The sequence below is a fragment of the Hymenobacter humi genome (assembly GCF_042665855.1).
Taxonomy (GTDB): domain Bacteria; phylum Bacteroidota; class Bacteroidia; order Cytophagales; family Hymenobacteraceae; genus Hymenobacter; species Hymenobacter humi.
Genome location: NZ_JBHTEK010000001.1, coordinates 2807889 through 2826707, shown reverse-complemented (window position 1 = coordinate 2826707; position 18819 = coordinate 2807889). Strand labels below are relative to the sequence as shown.

The window sequence follows — 18819 nt, the reverse complement described above, 5'->3', positions numbered from 1 at the left end:
GACAGTAAACAGAGCCAGTACCTTTTCACAATAATCGTCTTACGGCTTCCTTTTCTTCCTAAACCCTACCTCCGCCCGGACCTGCGCTGCCCCTACGCAAGCCAAATGAACCTGCCGAACCCACAAGTGGCTTTGGACAGGTTCATTTGGCTTGCGGTGAGCTTAAGCAGGCTTACTCCGGCAAAGAAGGTGGTTTTATCTCTTTTAAACCGCTTGTTAAGATAAGCGATTGTAAACCGCTGCTAAAGACCGTATTTACTTAGCAAATAAATTAGTGAGGCCATGCTGGCGCCGCCCAGCTCCAGCTCGCGCCGGTTCACTTTGTCGAAGGTATCGGCGGCGGTGTGGTGAATGTCGAAGTAGCGCTGCGAGTCGCCGTCGTACCCGATGAGGGCCTTGGGCTGCACGGCCGTTTTGAGGGGGCCGATGTCGGTGCCGCCGTGGCCGACGGTGAGGTCGGAGGCGTGGTAGGGCTTGAGCAAGGGGCCCCACTTGGCAAGCTTGGCCACAATGGCCGGCTCGGCCTCGGCGCTGAAGCCGCGGGGTGTGAACCCCCCATCGGACTCGATGGCCGCTAGGTGCTTTTCCTTGTTCTGGGCCGCCAGGCGGGCGTACTCGGTGCCGCCGCGGTTGCCGTTTTCTTCGTTCATGAACAGGACGGCGCGCACGGTGCGCTCGGGCTTCAGGCCGGCGGCGCGCAGCAGGCGCAGGGCCTCCATGCTTTGCACCACGCCGGTGCCGTCGTCGTGAGCGCCCTCGGCCAGGTCCCAGGAGTCGAGGTGCCCGCCTACGGTGATGATTTCATCCGGAAACTTCGAGCCCTTGATTTCGCCCACCACGTTGTAGCTTTTCTCATCGGGCAAGGTCACGCACTCCATCTGCAGCTCAAACTCCAGGTCCTTATTGGCCTTGAGCAGGAGGCTGAGCTTATCGGCCGCCAGGGTGCTCAGGGCGGCGCCGGGTACTTTGGGCACGGCCGGGTCATAGTTCATGGTACCCGTGTGCGGGTAGTCGTCGTGGGCACTGGTGAGCGAGCGCACCAAGGCGCCCACGGCCCCGCGCTTGCCGGCCTCAATTGCGCCAATGCGGCGCTGGTCGCCGGCGCGGCCGTAGGCCATGCCGGGTTCAATCAGCGCGTCGTCGAAGGGGCGGTTGTAAAACACAAACTTGCCCTTCACCGCCTCGTCGGGCAGCTTGTTGAGCCTCGTCGAAGCTGTGCACTTCCACCACGCCGGCTTTCAGCTTGCCATTGGTGCCTACCGAGCCGCCCAGGGCGCACACGGCCACCTTGATTTCCTTGCCTTTGTTGCCTACTATCTCGCCCCGCTCTTTCGAGCCGCGCACCCAGTGCGGCACCATCACCTCCTGGAGGTACACGCGGTCGAAGCCGGCTTTTTCCATGGTGATTTTGCCCCACTCCACGGCCTGCTGGGCCTGGGGCGAGCCCGACAACCGGCCCCCGATGGTGCCGGTGAGGTAGCGCAGGTTTTCGTAGCTCTCGCCGCGCAGCAGGGCTTCGTCGAAGATTTTGCGCAGGGCCAGCGAATCGGTGCGGTCTACCCGGTCGGCCATCAGGTCCATTTTGGCTTTTGCCTTGCGGGCAGCCCGCTGGGCGTGGGCTGGCGCCAAGCCCGCCAGTACGGCCGCAGCGGCCAAGGTAGTGCGGCGGCACCAAGCCGCTGAATTCAGGTTCGTCATATTGCAGAAGTAGTACCCCAAACGCCGGGGCTAAGCGCGAAAGTACGGGCCCAACCCGGCTACTAGCGCATGGGCACGGCCTTGGCCACCGGCGCGGCTTTTTGTTTGGCGCCGTAGTGCCGCACGGTTACCGTGGGCTGGGCGCCTTCCACCAAGCGCACCGTGAACAGATAATCGTACTCATTGTCGCCGATTTCCTTCACCGATGAGGTGCCTCCCATTGCCTCAATAAGCGGCAGCAGCGTATTGGAATGGCCCACCACGACTACCGTCTTACCCTTGTATTCCTGCTGAATACGCTGCACCAGTGCCGCATTTTCCTTTGGGTTGTACACCAGCGGCTCGAGCCTGGTGGCCGCGGCCAGCGGGGCCAGGGTGGAGCGGGTGCGCTTGGTGTCGGTGGTGAACAAGGCGGTCGGCCGGTGCTTGGCCAGCTGCTTGCGCAACGCCAGCGCACGTACCTCGCCTACTGGCGAAAGCGGTGGGTCGGCGAGGCCCGGGGTGGTATCTTTTTCGGCGTGGCGCACGAGGTACACCGTCGTCACGGCTGTTTTGGCATTGCCTCGCCCTTTCGCGGGCCCTTGCTGCGCGTACGCCACGGAACCACCCAGGAAACCGGCAAATCCAGCCAGCAAAAAAACCAAAGGGCAAGGCGTAATTTCATCTTGGAGAGGCTTGAAAAATTAATATGCCAGCAATTTAGGCTACCCGCAACAAAGCGCAGGAGCAGATGCTGGCCGGCACCATGAAGCAGGACGCCGGGTTGTGGCGCTATGGTGGCACGAGGTAGAGGCGCAATATTTTGCGTCTCGTCGTTGAACAGTCTTATTTCACCGATACAAGCCCAACGGCGCGGTCCTGGTCGTTCAACGACGAGACGCAAAATATTGCGTCTCTACCTCGTAATGGCAGCTCCACCGGGCCCTATTCAGCCCAACACTGAAGCTGCTTTAGCTCAACAAATTAGCCCAGGCTGGCGGGGCCGTAGTCGCCGGATGGCACGGGCTGGGGCGGCGTTTCCTCCACGGTGGCTTCGGGCAGCGGCATCTGCCACTGGGCGCTGAGCAGTTCCAGGCCGTGGTTGGCCGTGAGGTCGAACTTGCAGGGCACCACCGAAACGTAGTTGTGTGCTAGGGCCCACTCGTCGGTGTCCGTGCCGTGGTCGAGGTTTACGAAGGAGCCGATAAGCCAGTAGTACGGGCGCTGGTAGGGGTCGAGGCGGCGGTCAAACTCCTCCTGCCACTTCGCGCGGGCCTGGCGGGCCAGGCGCAGGCCGGCGATGGGCGTGTCCGAGTTTTTGGGGATGTTCACGTTCAGGGCCGTGCCGGGGGCACGCCATTTTCCAGGGCCTGGCGGCAAATCTGGCTTACCCATTCGGTCACGTGCGAGAAGTCGGCCTGCGGGCCGTACTCGCAGAGGGAGAAGCCGATAGCCGGCAGTCCCTCAATAGCCGCTTCAATAGCCGCCGACATGGTGCCCGAGTACAAAACGTTGACCGAAGCATTGGAGCCGTGGTTGATGCCGGACACCACCAGGTCGGGCGTGCGGTCTTTGAGCACGTAGTGCTTGGCAATTTTTACGCAGTCGGCGGGCGTGCCCGAGCATTCGTAGGCTTCCACGTCGGGCCCGAAGACCGGGTTTTTGGTGAGCCGCAGCGCCTGGCCGATGGTGATGGCATGGCCCATGCCCGACTGCGGCGCATCCGGGGCTACCACCACCACTTCGGCGCCCAGCGCCTGCACGATTTCTACTAAGTGGCGGATGCCCGGGGCAGTGATGCCGTCGTCGTTTGAAACAAGAATCAGGGGGCGGGAAGGAGTCATGAAAGCAAAGTAAGGAGAAAAGCGAATCGGAACCGGCCACAAAGGTAGGCCCCTCGCCTACCGTGTTGCGCTGGCAATTGTTTAGGTCCCCACCGACAGGTTTTGCTCGCGTGTGCGTAATTAGCCTCCGGAAACCGCCACCACTTTTTGCCTAACCGCATGATTTTCACCAACCGTTACCAATACCACAACCTGGGTTTGCTGCTGCTGCGCGTCGGCCTTGGGGTAATGTTCATGATACACGGCTTCCCCAAGCTGGCTGGTGGCCCCACGGCCTGGGCCGGCGTGGGCGGTGTAATGGACGTGCTGGGACTGGGCTTTGCACCCACCTTCTGGGGACTTCTGGCGGCGCTGGCCGAGTTTGGCGGAGGCCTGCTCCTGGCCCTGGGGCTGTGGTTCCGGCTGGCGTGCGTGGGCCTGCTGATTACCATGATAATGGCCACGGTAATGCACGTGAGCAAGGGCCAGGGATTCAATGAATACGCTCACGCCCTGGAATCGGCCTTTGTCTTTCTGGGCCTGCTCTTTGCCGGGCCGGGCCGTTATAGCCTCGACGAGCGGCTGTTCGGCAGCCGGCTAAGGTAGCCGCCTATAGTTGAGCCAAAAACTCCCCTCCTTACCAACCGAAGGTCAGCGAAGCTAAAGAGGGGATGTTCAGCCGCAAGGCCGAACGGGGAGGGTTGAGCCGTTGAACCGAAGGTCGGCGCAGCCAACGACACCCGCACGTCACCCCAACGATTCCCGCCCAAGTCGTTCGCCCATCATTCAAGGGCTCAACCACCCCAGTTGCCGCAGGCGCGGCAACGTCCCCTCCTCAACTAAGGAGGGGAGTTTTGTTCTTTTGTACCCATGCTTACCCTCTTGCTTGCTTCGCTACTGATGACCATCACCCCGCCAGCCGCCGAATGGCGCACTCCCTTTGAAAGCGGCGGCGGCAACACCACCGCCACCCACGCCGAATGCATCGGCTATTACCAAAAGCTGGCGGCGGCCTACCCCAAACAGCTGCACCTGGCCGAGGCCGGCCCCACCGACTCGGGCCAGCCCCTGCACGAAGTGGTGCTTTCGGCCGACGGCGACACCGACCCGGCCAGCACTCGCCGGAAAAACCGGCGGGTGCTGTTCATTCAAAACGGCATCCACCCCGGCGAGCCCGAGGGCATCGACGCGAGCATGATGCTGGCGCGCGACCTGGTGCAGCAAAAGTCTTTGCAGAAGCTGCTGGCCAACGTCACGGTGGTCATTGTGCCGGTGTACAACGTGGACGGCATGCTCAACCGCAACTCTACTACCCGCGTGAACCAGAACGGCCCGGCGGCCTACGGCTTTCGGGGCAACGCCCGGCACCTCGACCTTAACCGCGACTACATCAAGCAGGATTCGCGCAATGCCCGCTCGTTTGCGGGGCTGTTTCAGAAGTGGCAGCCCGATGTGTTCGTGGAAACCCACACCTCCAACGGGGCCGACTACCAGTACACCATGACCCTCATTGCCACCCAGCACAGCAAGCTGGCGCCGGCCCTGGGCCAGTACCTGCAGGGCCAGATGCTGCCGGCGCTGTACAAGGGCATGGAGAAGAAAAAATGGCCCATGACGCCCTACGTGGACTTTGAGGGACAAACGCCGGAAAGCGGCCTGCGGGCTTTTCTGGAAACGCCGCGCTACTCCACGGGCTACGCGGCGCTGTTTAACACCATCGGCTTCATGCCCGAGACGCACATGCTCAAGGCCTTCGCCCCCCGCGTGCACGCCACCTATGATTTCCTGAAAATCATGCTCGAAACGGTGGGGCAGCAGTCGGCGGCTATAGCCACGGCCCGCGCCGCCGCTGCGGCCGAGGTTACTGCCCGAACTACTTTCCCCTGGCCTGGGCCCTCGACGAAACCCAACACGAAACCGTGCAGTTCCGCGGCTACGAGGGCCGCACGAAGCCCAGCGAGGTGAGCGGCCAGCCCCGCCTCTACTACGACCGCGCCGCGCCTTTCATCCGGCCCGTGAAGTACTTCAACATCTACAAGCCCACCGTCACCGCGCGCCGGCCCACGGCCTACCTTATTCCCCAGGCCTGGGGCGAAGTAGTGGACATCCTGCGCCGCAACGGCGCCACGCTGGAGCCGTTGGCTCAGGACGTGACCGTGCCCGTGGAAGTGTATCACTTTGAGGACTACAAAACCAGCCCTCGCGCCTACGAGGGCCACTACCTGCACAGCCAGGTGAAGCTGCGCACCGCCACCGAAACCGTCACCTTCCACAAGGGCGACTTGGTGTGCTACCTCAGCGGCACGGCGCCCGTGCGCTACCTCTTGGAAACCCTGGAGCCCCAGGCTACCGACTCCTTTTTCGCCTGGGGGTTCTTCGACAGCGTGCTGCAGCAGAAGGAGCATTTCTCGGACTACGTTTTCGAGGACGTGGCCGCCGACCTGCTGCGCCGCGACGCCGCCCTGCGCCAGCGCCTGGAGACCCTCAAGCAGCAAAACCCGGCCTTTGCCAGCAACGGCCCAGCCCAATTGGAATGGGTGTACCTGAACTCGCCCCACCACGAGCCCGGCTACAACCGCTACCCCGTGGCGCGCTGGATGGGCCAGGGCGAGCTTAGGTCAAAATAATCGCCTCGCCACATAACCTTCCTTGCAAAATCAGGCATTCGTTTCCTGCAGGTTTTCTTCCGAAATAGCTGCCTGGTGCCTGGACCGGAACGAATCGTAGACCACCAGCGCAAGCAGCAGCCCAAACAGAATGAGCGACGAACCCTGCGTGCCAAAGTCCAGCCCGTTCTTGTCGGTAGGCTTGGTGAGCAAATCGCCAAACGTGGCCCCGAACGGCCGGGTGAGCACAAACGCCACCCAGAACAGCAGCACCCTCGAAATGCTGGTGAAGTAATAGGCCAGCACCAGCACCGCCAGCAGGCTGCCAATCAGCAAGGCTCCGCCGCCAAAGCCCAGGCCGGAATCATCGGCCAGGAAGTCGCCCAAAGCCGTACCCAAAGTATTGGACACTAATATGGCGGCCCAATAAAATGTTTCTCCGGTGCGGCTTTTTATCTCGTTGACGGACAGCGATTTTTCGCGCATCCACCACAGGCCCAGCACCGCCCCCAGCAGCGTCACCAATATCAGCGAGCCCGTGGCGTAGCCCAGGCCCAGAGTGCGGTCCATGTAGTCGGAAATGGTGGTGCCGGCCGTGCTGGTGGCCAGAATGGTAGCCCAGTACAAAGCCGGAATGTAGCGCGACACGGCCAGCTGCCCCAGCAGCACCAGCACAAAAAGCCGACGAGGATGAGCGAGTGGTGCCGTAGCCCACTTTCATGGTTTGGGCCAGCAGGTCGCCAGCGGTTTCGCCTAGGGTGGTGGCGCAAATTTTCATCACCCAGAACAAGAGCGTAACTTCTGCAATCTTCTTCATGCAAATAGTGGGGAAAGCGTGAGGCAGCCAGCCGCGCATTGGCTTTTTAGCGGCTGCCCCTCCTACGCAAAACCAGTCCCTTAGGCTGTTCCGCTTATCCGAAAGCTGCTATCATCGGATTGCACGCACCGTTTTTATACAACAGGGCCCCGGCTTCGCCAATTGGCGAAGCCGGGGCCCTGTGCAGTTGGGGCGATGTGAGCCTAGCGCCGGCGGCGGGGCTTCTCGTCTTCGTCCTCGTCGTCCTCATCCCCAAAGGTGGGCATGGTGAACATCGACGACAGCAGGTCCTTGAACTGCGCGCCCGAAGTGAGGCGGTTGCGCGAAATCAGGCTGTGCTCGGCCAGGCCGTGGAGCAGGAATTCCATCAGGAAATAGGTGTGCTCCGGCGTCTCGTTGGGGTGCAGCTCGGTTACGATGTCGCGCAGGCCGGGTACCTGGTCCAGGGCTTTGCGGTAGTCGGCGGTGCTGGCGTCGTGCAGCAGGTCGAGGGTATTGCCGCTGCCGAACCACTCCTGAATGGCCTTGTAAGGCGAAGGGCGGTTCTTGAGCTTCTTGGACTTGTCGGGGTCCGGGAAATACTGCAGGAACAGCGTGCGGATGGCTTTGCCCATCAGCTTTTCGGCTACAATGCCGGCGCCCTCCTGCTCACCTTCGTACACCACTCAACTTTGCCGGTGATGGCGGGCACGGCCGAAATAAAGTCGCCTACGCGGACGTAGGTGTTCTTTTCGCCGTTTACCAGCGCGCGGCGCTCGGCCCCGGCTATCACCTGCTCGTAGGCCGAGATGGTGAGGCGGGCCGATACGCCCGACTTGGCATCCACAAACTCGGAGCCGCGGGCCTCGACGGCCACCTGCTCCACCAGGTCGTGCACGATTTCGTTGCTGGTCACCATGCCCTTCTGCTCGTCTTTGATGCGGGCCTCCTGCTTGGTGATGCGCTTGCCGATTTCGATGCTCTTGGGGTAGTGCGTGATAATCTGGGCGTCAATCCGGTCCTTGAGCGGCGTCACAATTGAGCCGCGGTTGGTGTAGTCCTCGGGGTTGGCCGTGAATACGAACTGGATATCGAGCGGCAAGCGCACCTTGAAGCCGCGAATCTGGATGTCGCCTTCCTGCAGAATATTGAACAGCGACACCTGAATGCGGGCTTGCAAATCGGGCAATTCGTTGATGACGAAAATGCCGCGATGCGCTCGCGGAATCAGGCCAAAGTGAATCACCCGCTCGTCGGAATACGGCAGCTTGAGCGTGGCGGCCTTGATGGGGTCGGCGTCGCCGATGAGGTCGGCCACCGATACGTCGGGCGTGGCCAGCTTCTCGGTGTAGCGCGAGTCGCGGTGCATCCAGTCCACGGGCGTGTCGTCGCCTTTTTCGGCAATGAGGTTTTTGGCGAACACCGACAGCGGCTGTAGCGGGTCGTCGTTGAGCTCGGAGCCGGCCACCACGGGCATCCACTCGTCCAGTAAGTTTATCAGCAGGCGCGCAATGCGGGTTTTGGCCTGGCCGCGCAAGCCCAGCAGGTTGATGTGGTGCCCGGCCAGAATGGCGCGCTGCAGGTCGGGAATGACGGTTTCGTCGTAGCCAAAAATTCCCGGAAATACTTCCTCCTTATTGCGGAGCTTTTGAATCAGATTTTCCCGCAGGCTCGGCTTTCACGCTGCGGGTTTTATAGCCACTGGCGCGGAGCTGGCCCAGGGTCTGTATGGTTTCGTGCTTCATGGAGTGCGTTGAAGGGAAAAGGGTTTCCCGGGTAGTTTAACCGTGAAAGGGGGATGGAGGTTCAGGCGGGCACCCGCGGCCGCCGCGGCACGCGAAGCGGCCTGAGCTGCCGCGTCATCTATTGCTTACGGAAGAGGCACAAGATGTAGTTGCTGTAGTAGGGCTTCGAGGAAAGGCATTGGCTTAAAATCACGGCGCATAGCTAGCTCAACTATTGTTTTTTCATTAATAATTATTGTATTTTAAATAAAGACATGCTCTTCCACGCTGATAACTTTCTGTGATAACATGAAAACGCCCCTGCATATTCTTCCCCTTGCAAGCGGAATACTGGTACTGGTCGTGGCTGGATTGACAGCATTTATTAGCGTGCAGAGCGCGCCTCAACAGCAGGCTCCAGCGGTGGCAGCCGTACGCCCCAGCACCCCGAAACGCGTGCTGCAAGGCGAAAAAATAGTGACGGTAATGTGCGCGCATTGCCACCGAAACCCGTCGACCAATACCCTGGCGGGCCGGCCCATGCCCGACCTGGGCACCGACTTTGGCAAGCTGTATTCGGCCAACATCACGACGGACCCCAAATTTGGTATCGGTGATTGGACCGACCAGCAAATTGTGACCATGGTGCGTACGGGGGCAGGCCCCGACGGCCGCCTGCGCGTGGCCATGCCGCACTTTGCTTACCTGACTGATGAAGACGCCGCCAGTATTGTGGCCTTTTTGCGGTCAAATAATGCCATGGTGCAGCCCACCGCCGAGCCCAGCCACCCCCAGGAATTGTCGCCCCTGGGCAAGAACCTGCTCAAGAACGTATTGAAACCAACTCCCTTGGTCAAACATCTGGCCGATGCCCCTCCGGCGTCCCAACCCGTGGCGCTAGGTCATTACCTGGTGGTGGGTCGCTACCAGTGCTACTACTGCCATTCGCAGGATTTTAGCACCAACAACGAAGCCAAGCCCGAGCTATCCAAAGGCTTCTTAGGCGGCGGCCACAAAATGCTCGACGATGAGCTAAATCTGCGCGTGAGCCGCAACCTCACCATGGAACCCGAAACCGGCCTTGGCAAATGGAGCGAAGCGCAGTTCAGCAAAGCGGTGAAATTCGGCATGGCGCCGTCTGGAATTCTGCACACGCCCATGCCCAAGTTCTCAACCATGACCGACGATGAGGTACACGCCATCTGGGCCTACCTGAAAACCGTCCCGAAAATCAAGAACGCCACGCCGGAAGATGGCTCAGTTGGTACAAAGTAAGAATGGCAGTAAATGGAAGGGCAAAAAAACGTCATGCCGAGCGGAGCCGAGGCATCTCGCCCGCATCGTTAAACCTCACCCCCGGCCCCGGTTCGCTTGAGTCGCGAAGCCAAAAGAGAGGGGAGCCTGATGTAAACCAAAAGAAAAAGCCCCGGCTCAATTGAGTTGGGGCTTTTTGCTTAAAATTGAGCTAAACCTTGTGCCGTGGCTCCCCTCTCCTGGGGAGAGGGGCCGGGGGTGAGGTTCCGGCGGGCAAGATGCCTCGGCTCCGCTCGGCATGACGTTCAGCTTAGTTTCGAAATTAGTTTAACAGAATAAGCGTTTCAGAACACCGGCTTCAGTCCAGGAAGCTACAGCGTCTTGCGGCGGTTCTTTTTGTAGTCTTCGAACACCAGGTGGCCCAGGCCCTGCAGGCCACTATAATAGGCTTTGCCTTGGTTCACTTCGGTGAACTCCTCCACGAATTTCTGCAGATACGGGTCGGAGGTAATCATGAACGTGGTGATGGGAATCTTGACGCGGCGGGCGGCGGCGGCGATGTTCAGGGTCTTGTTTACCACCTTGCGGTCGAGGCCGAAGGAGTTTTTGTAGTAGCCGTTGCCCTCCTTCAGGCAGGTGGGCTTGCCATCGGTAATCATGAAAATCTGCTTGTTGGGCGTTTTGCGCTTGCGGAGCAGGTCCATGGCCAGTTCCAGGCCGGCCACGGTGTTGGTGTGGTAGGGGCCCACCTGCAGGTAGGGCAAGTCCTTCACTTCAATCTGCCAGGCGTCGTTGCCGAATACGATGACGTCGAGGAAATCCTTGGGGTACTTCTGCTTCACGAGCTCGGCCAGGGCCATGGCCACTTTCTTGGCCGGGGTGATGCGGTCTTCGCCGTAGAGAATCATGGAGTGTGAGATGTCAATCATCAGCACGGTGCTGGTCTGGGACTTGTGCTCGTTTTCGCGCACTTCCAGGTCGCCTTCGGTCAGCATGAAATCGTCGCCGTCCATGCCGTGGTTGAGCTGGGCATTGCGGATGGATTCCGACATCTGAATCTGCTCGAGCGAGTCGCCGAAGCGGAACTCGCGCAGGTCGGTGCTTTGCTCGTCGCCCTGCCCGGTGTGGGGCGTGCGGTGGTTGCCGGTGCTGCTCTTTTTCAGCTTGCCGAAAATCTCTTCCAGCGCTGACTTGCGGATGCCCTGCTCGGTTTTGGGCGTAATCTTGAACGCGCCCTTTTCCTGCTCGTTCTCATCGATGTAGCCCTTTTTCTTCAGGTCGTCGATGAAATTGCCCATGCCGTAGTTGTCGTCGGTGAGGCCGTACTGCTTGTCGAGCTCGTTGAGCCACTGCAAGGCCTCGCCCACGTCGCCGGAGGTGATGGTAACCAGCTGCATAAACAGCTTAAACAACGACTCAAAGCCCTTTTCGGGCTGGTCTTCGGGAACAAAATCGCGGAAGCGGAAGCCAACGGCCATAAGTATCGGATATCAGAGGATAGGCCCGCAAAACAACCGCCGCGCTGGCAATGTTCAATCCGCGGGCCTGCTTTCAGGCAGCCCTAGCTTAGCAATCCAATCAACTCCCCACTCCCATGAAAGCCATTTGGAACAACACGGTCGTGGCCGAAAGCAACGACACGGTGGTCATCGAAAACAACCACTACTTCCCGGCCGACTCCATCCGCATCGAATTCTTCGAGCAGAGCATCGCCCAAACCACCTGCCCCTGGAAAGGCCGCGCCAGCTACTACTCCCTGCGTGTCAACGGTGAGCACAACAAGGACGCCGCCTGGTACTACCCCGAGCCCAAGGAAGCCGCCCAGGAAATAAAAGGCCGGGTAGCGTTTTGGAAAGGCGTGAAGGTGGAAAAGTAAGCGAAGCAGGCCGACACAAAACAGAACGTCATGCTGAGCGGAGCCGAAGCATCTCGCGTGCAATAGTGACTCAGTCGTTTAACGATTTGATTGCTACCACACGCGAGATGCTTCGGCTCCGCTCAGCATGACGTTCCTTTACTTACGGCTCGCTTAGCTAATCCATTTGAACTTGTATTCGAGCTTGGGCACGGGCATGCGGTCGGCTACGCGGCGCAGGCGGTTGGGCAGGGCCATGATGTAGTCGCGGGCCTTTTCGGCGGGGCCGTTGAGGTCGGTGATGTGCTCGATTTTCCAGTCCTTGATGAGCGAATCGAGGATGTCGGTGTAGTCGGAGCTGGTGTACACGCCGATGCGCTGGGCGGCATCGGTGAAGTGGCCAAAGGTCTTGCCCATTTCGATGCCCATTTCGCGCATGTAGTGGGCGGGCATCACAATCTTCTTGCGCATCATGTCTTCGAAGGCCAGCATCATTTCGCTGGGGTCAACTTCGAAGATTTTCTCCACAAACGTCTTGTACACACGGGCGTGGCGGTTTTCGTCGCCCGCAATCATGCCGCACATTTTCGAAAGCTGGTCGTCGCCAGCCTGGCGGGCCGCCTGGCCCACGCGGCGGTGCGAGATGTTGGTGGCCTGCTCCTGGTAGCTGGTGTACACAAAGGCGCGGTACGGGTCGTGGGCGGTGCCCAGGTCGAAGCCGTCGTTGATGAGGTACTGGGTGCTCACCTCAAACTCGCGCATGTTCACGCGGCCCGAGAGGTAGAGGTAGCGGTTGAGCAAATCGCCGTGGCGGTTTTCCTCGGCGGTCCAGCCCCGAATCCACTCGGCCCAACCGTTGTTGGGGTCGCGGTTCAGGTCGTCGAGCCTCGTGAAACCAAGCCTCGTAGTTGGGCAGCGCCTCTTCGGTGATGGTGTCGCCGATGAGCACGGCCAGCAGGTCGTAGCTCAGGTTTTCGGCTTTGGCCCGCAGCTCTTTTACTTCATCAAAAAGGTTTCCTGGCGGGAGTCGGGCAGGAAATCGGCCGGCTGCCAGCTGTCTTCCACGCTCTTGAGGAAGGTGCCCATGTTCGATTTCAGGAAACCCTCCATGTGCTGGAGGACTTCGGCACGGGAAGTCATTGTGGACGAAAGCATAGAATGGGGCTCGAAAACGTGAGGTAGTTGGGAAGGAAACGCTTTTCCTGGGGCAAAGGTCTGCGGTTGGGGCGCGGGGCGGGGTATAAAATTATGGCATTACCCGTATGCAGCGGCTCATTTACGCGAAACGGCGCCCTTTCTGGCATCGCCCCGCGTGGTTGAGCTACCGCGAATCACCGCACCAGCGGCTGGTAAAACCGCAACGTGCTATCGGCCGCCAACCGCATTCCGGGCCGCAGCACCACGACCGGGCCCCTACCCGCCTCGTAGCGAAAGCGCCGGTTGAGCCACTGCGCCGTTTCTTCGGAAAGCAGCCATTTGGTGTCCTGCGAGAATTGAGCCAGGTAGCGCAGGCAGGCGTCCTGCCCCGCCTTGCCGGACAGCTGCCGGCGCAGCGCCGCCTGCGAGGGGTCGTGCGATTGCCAACCCGACAGCAGCAAGACCGGGCCCGCCCCAACGGAGTACACCCGAAACGGCGACAGGCTTTTGAGCAGGTCGTTGGTGCCCGCCATCACGCGAATGCCCCCGCCGTAGCTCGCTTTATTTCAGCCAAAGCCACTTCGTGCCGGTGCTGCTCCAGCCCCAGCACTTGCCGGCGGTGCAGAGTTTTGACCCCGTAGAGCAGCAAAACGACCAAGGCTAGCCCTAGCCCAGGCGGCGCCAAACCACGGAAATTGGGCGGGCTCCCCGGAGCAGAAAAGCCAGGTTGGCCAGCAGCCAGAAGTTGAGCAGCGGCAGCTCCAGCCGCGGCGGCAGCTTGAGCAGCCCGGCCAGCAGCACAAAGAACCCAGTGAAGCCAAGCTGCACCAGCCAAAACCACCCGTGCCGCCCCGGCCGTTGCCAGACCACCACGGCCATGACGGCCAAAGCCAGGAGCAGTGGGAAGTAGTCGCGCACCAGCAGCGCCAGGCGCTGGCTCAGCTTAGCGGGGAAAGTGCGGGCAAAGAAATACCGCGCATCAAAATGGTAGGCACGGCCCAACTGGCTCGGATTGACCACGGTGGAGTCGCCCATTATCCACAAATCGATGGCGGCGGTGCCCAGGCTGTCGGCGGTGGTACGGGGCTGGGGCTGCAGTTGCTCAAAGTCCAGGATGCGGGCAAAGGCTTTGTCGCGCATCTGCACCTGGGCTTCGGCGGGGGTTTGAAGCAGTGCGGCGGTGCCCGTTGCCAGCGCCAGCCCCACGGCCGCGCTCACTACCAGCGGCAAGGCCCGGCGCCATTGGCCGGCCAGCAGCAGTACTGCCGGCAAGGTGGCACCAAAGGCCAGCACCGCCAGGCTGGGGCGCATCAGCCAGGCACAAGCCAGCCCCAGCAATCCGACCAGCATTGGCGCCTTCTGGCCCGGGCGCTGGGCCGCAAACAACAGGCAAGCGCCGGCCAGCACCAGCGCTACCCGCACGTAGCTGAACCACAGCCAGTGCTCGAGCAGGGCAACTGCAAAAAACAGGGTGAGCACTGCCGCTAATTGCCCTGGCCGCAGATGCGGGCGCAACATGGTTTCGAGCACGGTAAATATCAACACCGTGGCCGCCCCCAAAAGCCCGCCCAACAGCACCCCAACCCACGGCACGCCGGGCGAGGCCGCGTACGCGGCCGCCAGCAAATGGCTCAATCCATGAAAATACAAGGGAACCGAAGCTACCGGTTTCAGGGCAACTACCCCCGAGAAAAGCCACGTGAGCGACGTGTCATCGCTTGCCTCATAATAACTACCCAGCCCGGCTATCGTGCCCAGAATCAGGACCAGGGGCAGCAAAAAACGCAACAGGACGTTGAAACGAAAAAGGCCGGGCACAGCAGCAGGAAAGAATAAACCGCGAAGAAACAGGGCGCGGCCTTATCGGGCCTGCCAGAACCTCATTTCAAGGGAAATACGCGTGGCGTCCTCATTCAAATTGGCGGCGGCACCGTGCAGCAAATAGGGAGAAAACACCAGCACTTCATCGGGCCCCGGATTGGGCCGAATGAGGTCGAGCGGACGGGTCGGGCGGAGCACGCCGGGCACGGTGAAGGGAATACCGTTATAAATAGCCCCGCCAACCGTTCGCTCCACCGCGTTTTCGGGCCAGTGGTGACTCCCGGGCACCAGGGTGAGGGAAGAGCGAACCGTGCTGCCAGCCACCGGGAGGTAAATATTTAAAGCATCTTGGTAGCGAGGGAGCCAGGCGTCGCGGTGCAAAGGGTTGTGGTCGGACCGGTGAGGCCGCACGATGCGCAGGTGAAAAACCGCCTCCCGCGTGTGCGGATTGTACGCCCGCACCGCCTGACCGCAGGCGGCGCTTACCAGTGCCTCCAGCAAGGCTGGGGCAATGGGGAGTTGGCTCAACTCGTAGGCTTTTGTTTGAGCGATGACCGCATGGTGAAGTTCAGGGTCGTCCCCCACGACGTGGTGGTAGCGGGTCACATCAAAATCTGACGCTACCGGACAGCCAGCGGCACGAAGGGCTTCGCGCAACAAATGCATGAGGCCAGCCTGGAGCTGGTTCTGCGCAGTGGGCGCCAGCCCGGGCACCACGGCAAAGCCCACCGCGGCCCAGGCGGCCCGGGCACTCAGGTCAACGTCCTGGGCCAGGAGAATGCTGTCGCTCGCGTCGGACTTGCGGGGCCCTTCCACTTGGTTGGTCAAAGACCGCCCGTTCGGGTGCAGATAGTCAAAAGACGCCGGGTCGGCTGGCTCCATAGCAATGCGAGGTGGGTAGCTCCTCTATATTATTCCCAAAAATAGCCCTTATAGCGTATACAAATGGCTCCAGCCTGCCAGGGCCCAGTCCAGCGGCGAGGGCGGGCCGGTTTGGCGCAGCAGCCGAAACAGCTCGCGGGCTTCGGCGTGGCGGTGGCGGCGCACGGCCTGGCGCAGCTCCCAGCGCAGGCGCGTGGCCAGCGCCCCGCGCTCGATTGGGCCGTTGGCCAGGGCCAGGGCCTTTTTGCACACTTCGATGGTGGAGGCCAGGTACGGGTCGTGGCGCTGGTAGGCGCGGCTGCTCATGCTGCGCGGGTGCTTGCGCTTGCGCGTAGTCACTTCGTTTAAATAAAGAAACTGCCACTCGCGGCTGGCCCGCACCCAGAAATCGAAGTCCTCATAAGCCAGCGTTTCGTCGTAGCCGCCCAGCTGGTCGAGGCAGGCGCGCCGCATCATCATGGTGGGCGTGCTGATGAAATAGCGGCGCAGCACCTCAGCAAACACCCAGCCGCTGGCCGGGCGCGGCAGCAGCTCCCCGTGGCTAGCCAGGCGGTGGTGCAGGCTCAGCAGTTTGCCGTCTTCGGTAATCGGCTCGGCGTTGGAATACACCACCCCGACCATGGGCTCGGCCGCCTGAAATGCGGCCACCTGCTGGGCTACACGGTTGGGCAGCAGCACATCATCGGTGGCGAAGTCAATGACGAAATCGCCGCTGCTTTGGCGAAAGGCCAGGTTGAAGGCCCGGCAATTGCCAAGGTTTTCAGGCAGCAGCAACAGTTTCCAGGTGGGGTGCCGGGCCGCGTATTCTTGCAGAATGGCGGGGCTGCCGTCGGTGCTGGCATCGTCCACCAGCCATACTTCCAGGTTGGGGTAGGTTTGGCTCAGAATGGAATCCAGGGCCTCGCGAACGAAGGGCGCATGGTTGTGGCACAGGGCTACGATGGTAACCAGAGGTGCTGCGCTCAATGAAGAATGAGGAGTGAAGAATGAGGAATTGGGCATAGGGCAATGGCGACAAAAGAGGGGAAGAAAAATTCTTCATTCTTCATTCTTCATTCTTCATTCTTCATTCTTCATTCTTAAATAAAAGCCCCCGCAGGCTATCAGCAGCAGCCCGTAGCGGCCGGCGTGGGCCAGCACCGCCCCTTCTAGGCCAAAGCGCGGCAGCAGCACTGCCAGCAGCGCCGCAAACACCGCCGCCGAGCCAGCCTGCACCACCACGTACGGCCCCGTCCGGGCTTTAGCGGTGAGCTGAAAAATAAAAATCCAGCTCAGGAACTTGGCCCAGTCGCCCAGCAGCTGCGGGGCCAGCAGCTGGCGGGCCTCCAGCAAGTGCGGCGCAAACAGCAGCGGCAGCAGCCAGTTGCGGCACGCAAAAATCAGCCCCAACCCAACCGCCAGCACGGGCGCCAGCAGCGCCAGCACGCCCAGCAGGTAGCTACGCGCGGCCCGGGGCTGCCCCGCCAGGGCCGCCAGCCGCGGGTAAAACACGCTGCTCATCACGGCTGCAAACACCATGGTGTAGTTGTCGGAGAGCTTGGCTACGGCCTGCCACAAGTCGGTGCGGGCCGGGCCAAAGGTGGCCAGCAGGTAGTCGCGCAGCACGTAGTCGACGGCTTTGCCAAAAAGCAGGGTACTCACCGCCATCAGCAAAAACTGGCTCAACCCGCGTAAAGCCGTCCGGCTGACCGGCGCGCCCAGCCGCAGGTGCTGCAGCAAACCGGCCCGGGCGGCCAGCACCAGGGCCGGCACCACCGTCAGGCCCTGCGCCAGCAGGTAAGAGGAGAGCACCACCGGGAGTGGAAAGTGCAGCCAGAGTGCCGCGCCTGCGCCTCCCGTGCCCAGCGCGGCCAGCATCACCGATAAAGCAATGTACGCCCGCAGCTTACCGGCCGCGAGCAGCGCCGCCCCCAGCAGCCCCTGGCCCGTGAGCAGCGCCGTGCCCACCAAAAAGGCCGCCACGCTGCCCCACCCCCAGCCCACCGGCCCCCGCACCGCCAGCAGCACGCACCCGGCCAACAGGATAGCGGCGTTGAGGCCGACGGCGGAGCCCAGCCACATGCGGTAGCGCGGGCTGCCAGGCTGCAGCGGCGCCAGGTACTTCAACAGGCCCACGTGCACGCCGTCGTTGGGCAGCGTGGTGAACAAGGCCATCAGGTTCTGAAATTGAGCCAACAGTGTGAGCCCGCCCGCCGGCGCCAGCGTCGCAAACAGCTTATTGAGGATGAGCGCGCCCGCCGCTCGCGCCCCCACCGCCACGCCCGTTCCCAGCGAGCTGCGCACAAAGCCCCGCCAGATGCTGATGGAAGGCGGCAGAGAAGTGGCAGGAGCTTTGAGCACGGGTGGCACGGCAATCAAACAATAAGGCCCGGCAAATTACGGCACCCTGAGTCCCGCCTGCTTCTCCGTTTCGTTGCTGCGGGGCTACTTGGAGCGGTTTCGGGGTCGTTGTACGGGCTGGCCCTCGCCTCGTAACCTCTCTAATGCCACTTTACCCTCCCTACAGCGTCTTTTCCCAGCTCAGGCGCAGGCCCGCCACACCGCCCAGGTGCCGCTTGAAGCGCAGCAGCGAGGCATTGGGCCCCGAGTCGAGCGTCGAGGTGCCCAAGTCGAGCGCGGCAATGCCGCTGGCGCGGGCAAAGGCATGCAGGCCTTCGTTCAGGAGCACCACCGGGCTCAGGCTATTGCAGCGCAATGGGCTGGCCGGGTAAAAATTATACAGCACGTTCTCATGCACCCGGATGGCTACCGTGAGCGCAGCCCACTCCCCATTGGGCTGCCGCACCGAGAACAGGAAATGCTCCCACGGGAACTTGCGAAACAGCTCCTGCACGCGCTCGAGCGGCAGCGAAAGCTCCTGGCCCCGCTCCTGCCGGCAGGCCTGGATAAAAGCGTAGGCCGCGGGCAGCAGAAACGGCGGCTCCTGCTCGAAATGCAGGCCGTAGCGGCGGCACTTGTGCAGCCGGCGGCGCTCCGAGGGGTGCAGGTGGGCTTCGTAGCCGCGGCCGGGGTCGAGATGGTAATTTTGCTCGGCCAGGGCAACGCGGTAGTGGCGCTGCCGCAGGGCCTCGGCCAGCACGGCGGCGCCTGCGGGGTCGTAGGCAAAGGGATAGCTGCGCAGGGCCAGCATCCGGATGCCGCGCTGCCGCAGGGCAGCTTCCGCCGCGTCCAGCAGCCTGGTGCAGCTGCGGTACCGATACGCCGGGCGCCATTTGCACGGCTCCGAATGGGGCCCGGGCGGGGC

At 61.7% G+C, this 18819-nt stretch carries 16 protein-coding genes and 3 pseudogenes; 5 read left to right on the top strand and 14 right to left on the bottom strand.

Going from position 1 to position 18819, the window contains the following annotated elements; genetic code table 11:
* Positions 1 to 242: 242 nt before the first annotated feature.
* The 4 genes and pseudogenes from ACFQT0_RS15910 to surE form a co-directional block, all read right to left on the bottom strand.
* The gene (locus ACFQT0_RS15910) at positions 243 to 1178 is read right to left on the bottom strand and encodes a M20/M25/M40 family metallo-hydrolase (protein WP_380204212.1); all 936 of its coding nucleotides are present in this window, start codon (positions 1176 to 1178) and stop codon (positions 243 to 245) included.
* Positions 1126 to 1698, bottom strand: coding sequence for a hypothetical protein (locus ACFQT0_RS15905; protein ID WP_380204210.1), 573 nt, complete (start codon positions 1696 to 1698; stop codon positions 1126 to 1128). The genes ACFQT0_RS15910 and ACFQT0_RS15905 overlap by 53 nt, the downstream gene beginning before the upstream one ends.
* 62 nt (positions 1699 to 1760) lie before the next feature.
* Entirely contained in the window at positions 1761 to 2297 is a 537-nt protein-coding gene (locus ACFQT0_RS15900; RefSeq protein ID WP_380204209.1) for a phosphoglycerate mutase family protein, read from the bottom strand.
* 364 nt (positions 2298 to 2661) lie between these two features.
* A pseudogene (surE, locus tag ACFQT0_RS15895) lies at positions 2662 to 3521 on the bottom strand (5'/3'-nucleotidase SurE).
* Between the two features lie 159 nt (positions 3522 to 3680).
* On the opposite strand from surE, the gene ACFQT0_RS15890 reads away from it, so the two are divergent.
* The 3 genes from ACFQT0_RS15890 (at position 3681) to ACFQT0_RS15880 (ending at position 6127) form a co-directional block, all read left to right on the top strand.
* Positions 3681 to 4106 (top strand): DoxX family protein, encoded by a 426-nt coding sequence (locus ACFQT0_RS15890; RefSeq protein WP_380204207.1) that lies wholly within the window; start codon positions 3681 to 3683, stop codon positions 4104 to 4106.
* Between the two features lie 264 nt (positions 4107 to 4370).
* A complete protein-coding gene (locus ACFQT0_RS15885) occupies positions 4371 to 5465 on the top strand; it encodes a M14 family metallopeptidase (protein ID WP_380204205.1) in 1095 nt (364 codons plus the stop codon).
* A complete protein-coding gene (locus tag ACFQT0_RS15880) occupies positions 5420 to 6127 on the top strand; it encodes a hypothetical protein (protein ID WP_380204203.1) in 708 nt (235 codons plus the stop codon). Before ACFQT0_RS15885 ends, ACFQT0_RS15880 begins: the two co-directional genes overlap by 46 nt.
* A 30-nt stretch (positions 6128 to 6157) precedes the next feature.
* On the opposite strand, the gene ACFQT0_RS15875 is transcribed toward ACFQT0_RS15880, so the two are convergent.
* Together ACFQT0_RS15875 and ACFQT0_RS15870 are read right to left on the bottom strand one after the other, a co-directional pair.
* Positions 6158 to 6781 carry a COG4705 family protein gene (locus ACFQT0_RS15875; protein WP_380204201.1) on the bottom strand — a complete coding sequence of 208 codons (624 nt, stop codon included), beginning with the start codon at positions 6779 to 6781 and terminating at the stop codon, positions 6158 to 6160.
* 345 nt (positions 6782 to 7126) lie between these two features.
* Positions 7127 to 8647, bottom strand: a pseudogene (locus ACFQT0_RS15870) (sigma 54-interacting transcriptional regulator).
* A 435-nt stretch (positions 8648 to 9082) separates the two neighbouring features.
* Here ACFQT0_RS15870 and ACFQT0_RS15865 point away from each other — a divergent pair.
* Positions 9083 to 9901, top strand: coding sequence for a c-type cytochrome (locus tag ACFQT0_RS15865; protein ID WP_380204199.1), 819 nt, complete (start codon positions 9083 to 9085; stop codon positions 9899 to 9901).
* A 350-nt stretch (positions 9902 to 10251) separates the two neighbouring features.
* On the opposite strand, the gene ACFQT0_RS15860 is transcribed toward ACFQT0_RS15865, so the two are convergent.
* On the bottom strand, positions 10252 to 11358 hold the full coding sequence (locus tag ACFQT0_RS15860; protein ID WP_380204197.1) for a vWA domain-containing protein: 1107 nt from the start codon (positions 11356 to 11358) through the stop codon (positions 10252 to 10254).
* A gap of 116 nt (positions 11359 to 11474) precedes the next feature.
* Here ACFQT0_RS15860 and ACFQT0_RS15855 point away from each other — a divergent pair, with 116 nt between their 5' ends.
* Positions 11475 to 11756, top strand: coding sequence for a DUF427 domain-containing protein (locus ACFQT0_RS15855; RefSeq protein WP_380204195.1), 282 nt, complete (start codon positions 11475 to 11477; stop codon positions 11754 to 11756).
* Between the two features lie 153 nt (positions 11757 to 11909).
* On the opposite strand, the pseudogene ACFQT0_RS15850 reads toward ACFQT0_RS15855, so the two are convergent.
* From ACFQT0_RS15850 to ACFQT0_RS15820, 7 genes and pseudogenes are all read right to left on the bottom strand, one after another.
* A pseudogene (locus ACFQT0_RS15850) lies at positions 11910 to 12845 on the bottom strand (acyl-ACP desaturase).
* A 221-nt stretch (positions 12846 to 13066) separates the two neighbouring features.
* Positions 13067 to 13408: a hypothetical protein gene (locus ACFQT0_RS15845; protein ID WP_380204193.1), complete on the bottom strand. Its 342-nt coding sequence runs from the start codon at positions 13406 to 13408 to the stop codon at positions 13067 to 13069.
* 130 nt (positions 13409 to 13538) lie between these two features.
* Positions 13539 to 14690 (bottom strand): hypothetical protein, encoded by a 1152-nt coding sequence (locus ACFQT0_RS15840; RefSeq protein WP_380204191.1) that lies wholly within the window; start codon positions 14688 to 14690, stop codon positions 13539 to 13541.
* Between the two features lie 42 nt (positions 14691 to 14732).
* A complete protein-coding gene (locus ACFQT0_RS15835; protein WP_380204189.1) occupies positions 14733 to 15575 on the bottom strand; it encodes a phytanoyl-CoA dioxygenase family protein in 843 nt (280 codons plus the stop codon).
* A 48-nt stretch (positions 15576 to 15623) separates the two neighbouring features.
* Complete coding sequence (locus ACFQT0_RS15830) at positions 15624 to 16577, bottom strand: glycosyltransferase family 2 protein (RefSeq protein WP_380204187.1); 954 nt, start codon at positions 16575 to 16577, stop codon at positions 15624 to 15626.
* Positions 16578 to 16634: 57 nt separating this feature from the next.
* Positions 16635 to 17915, bottom strand: a complete 1281-nt coding sequence (locus ACFQT0_RS15825) for a hypothetical protein (RefSeq protein WP_380204185.1) — start codon at positions 17913 to 17915, stop codon at positions 16635 to 16637.
* Positions 17916 to 18075: 160 nt separating this feature from the next.
* On the bottom strand, positions 18076 to 18705 hold the full coding sequence (locus ACFQT0_RS15820; RefSeq protein ID WP_380204183.1) for a hypothetical protein: 630 nt from the start codon (positions 18703 to 18705) through the stop codon (positions 18076 to 18078).
* Between the last annotated feature and the right edge of the window lie 114 nt (positions 18706 to 18819).

Bases quoted from the DNA above. Each gene is read 5' to 3' on its own strand.
- ACFQT0_RS15830 (WP_380204187.1), bottom strand. From the start codon at position 16,577: ATGCCCAATTCCTCATTCTTCACTCCTCATTCTTCATTGAGCGCAGCA.
- ACFQT0_RS15855 (WP_380204195.1), top strand. From the start codon at position 11,475: ATGAAAGCCATTTGGAACAACACGGTCGTGGCCGAAAGCAACGACACG.
- ACFQT0_RS15905 (WP_380204210.1), bottom strand. From the start codon at position 1,698: ATGACGAACCTGAATTCAGCGGCTTGGTGCCGCCGCACTACCTTGGCC.
- ACFQT0_RS15835 (WP_380204189.1), bottom strand. From the start codon at position 15,575: ATGGAGCCAGCCGACCCGGCGTCTTTTGACTATCTGCACCCGAACGGG.
- ACFQT0_RS15820 (WP_380204183.1), bottom strand. From the start codon at position 18,705: ATGCTGGCCCTGCGCAGCTATCCCTTTGCCTACGACCCCGCAGGCGCC.
- ACFQT0_RS15885 (WP_380204205.1), top strand. From the start codon at position 4,371: ATGCTTACCCTCTTGCTTGCTTCGCTACTGATGACCATCACCCCGCCA.
- ACFQT0_RS15890 (WP_380204207.1), top strand. From the start codon at position 3,681: ATGATTTTCACCAACCGTTACCAATACCACAACCTGGGTTTGCTGCTG.
- ACFQT0_RS15860 (WP_380204197.1), bottom strand. From the start codon at position 11,358: ATGGCCGTTGGCTTCCGCTTCCGCGATTTTGTTCCCGAAGACCAGCCC.